The organism is Desulfovirgula thermocuniculi DSM 16036 (assembly GCF_000429345.1).
Classification (GTDB): domain Bacteria; phylum Bacillota; class Desulfotomaculia; order Desulfotomaculales; family Desulfovirgulaceae; genus Desulfovirgula; species Desulfovirgula thermocuniculi.
On sequence record NZ_AUBR01000119.1, the window covers coordinates 1 to 1,683 of the forward strand.

A 1,683-nucleotide genomic window follows, 5' to 3' on the forward strand; every position below is an offset into this window, starting at 1 on the left:
AGCGGCTGGAAGTCCAGCTCACCTACCCAGCGGTCCAGCTTTTCCTTGAGCACGCGGTAAAAGTTGCCTTCCGGGAAGAGATGCGGGCAGGCAATATCCGGGTGGTAAAAGTCCAGCTGTAGTTCTTTATCGCGGCGGTACATCAATCCAACCCCCCAAAAAGGCCTTTGGAGGGAAATATTCGACAAAAGTAGGAAATTTCTTGCCAGAAGGACAGATTTCCTAACCAATTAAGCGCTCAGGTCAAGCTGATGGTTTTGGGCTTCAAGGGGTTTTGCGACAGTCTCAGTAGTATTACCCTGGTAGTTTCGCAAGGTCTCGAATTTCTAGGATTATAAGTGGCCCAGCCACCCCTTAACATCAAATTTCTGTAAACTATTTTCATAGTGCAAAAAACCCGCCCAGGCTAAAAATCTCGAAGTGTACTCCTTTGCTAATTTTTCCGGTTCAAGAGTATCCACTACTTCGATTTCGTGAGGACCGTTCCACGATGAACCTTTTGCTGGAAAATTCTCTGGTAGTTCACAATCTATCAAAGTCTTAACTACTCCAGGAAACTGGCTAACCTGTGCGAATAACGTAAATTTGCCATTTTCCCAAAGGCAATCTGGAAAACACTCCTTAACTTGTCTTTGGGTAAAAAGATCCAGGATCGAATAAAAAATACCAAGGATGTCTTCTGCCCAAACACCGTCAGGTTTCCAAGGGAGACCTACTGAAGCAAGCATATATCCTCTAACATCAAACCAGACTTGAAACCCTCCTCCTATCAACTTTGGATCGGGCCCCTTTAATCCCAAAGGTTTTCCTTGTGGGTCAACTGGATCAGGGTAAAAAAGAACACTTTTCTCGCTGCGGCGGAGTTTTATTTTTGAAAAAACAAGAGAATCTAATGCGGCCATCAACCTTAAGTCTCTTTTTCTAATAGGGTCAGACTCTTTAATGGGTAATGGAGTCCAATTTTGGGTCCAGACGCGGATTTTCCCTATCTGATGTTTTTCAACTGCTTCCCTTAGCTGCTCTATCCGTTCACTATCCAACCACACTTGACCAATAAATCTTCTCATGGGAAGAAAAAGTCCTAATGAACACCAGCAAAAGCCAGGCGAGTTAGGTAATTTTCCTGAAAGCCAACTATTAATATCAGTTGCAATTCCGCTTTTTCTGTTCTTATCTTCTTCAAAAAGTAAACGGATACGCATAAGATCCGCCAACTGATTTTCTTCACCAAGCCGGATGAGGATACCTTTTTCACGCTCACGTTTGAAGCCAAAATCCACATATTACCTTCTAAAAATCCGAAAAGCCTTGAAAAATCAGCACTCTATTTGGAAGAGAATAGCAAAATCATGCGATTTTTAAAAATCCGTAGTGCCACGTTGGTAATATATACCTGGATATTAGCCTTGCCTTGTGGTAGCATCGAAGTGTACAGCCACCCACAAGGTGAGGTGCCATGTTCGTCAGAAAGAAGGTCTTTATCAACAAAGACGGCACCAGGAGAGAATACCTCCAGATTGTGGAGTCTTACCGCGTAAACGGCAAATCACGCCAGCAGGTTATTGCCACCCTGGGGAGGGTGGAAGAGCTACTGGAGAACGGCGTACTCGACCGCCTCATGGAAAGCCTGGCCAAATTCAGCGAAATCCAGTGGGTGAAAATGAACCTGGAGAACGCCGAGGT

1 protein-coding gene and 1 pseudogene are annotated in these 1,683 nt (G+C 44.4%); one reads left to right on the forward strand and one right to left on the reverse strand.

Features of this window, described 5'->3' with window-relative positions; genetic code table 11:
• Positions 1 to 332 precede the first annotated feature (332 nt).
• Positions 333 to 1,280 (reverse strand): hypothetical protein, encoded by a 948-nt coding sequence (locus G454_RS21680; protein ID WP_156896855.1) that lies wholly within the window; start codon positions 1,278 to 1,280, stop codon positions 333 to 335.
• Between the two features lie 176 nt (positions 1,281 to 1,456).
• Here G454_RS21680 and G454_RS19695 point away from each other — a divergent pair.
• Positions 1,457 to 1,683, forward strand: a pseudogene (locus tag G454_RS19695) (hypothetical protein); the annotation flags it as partial.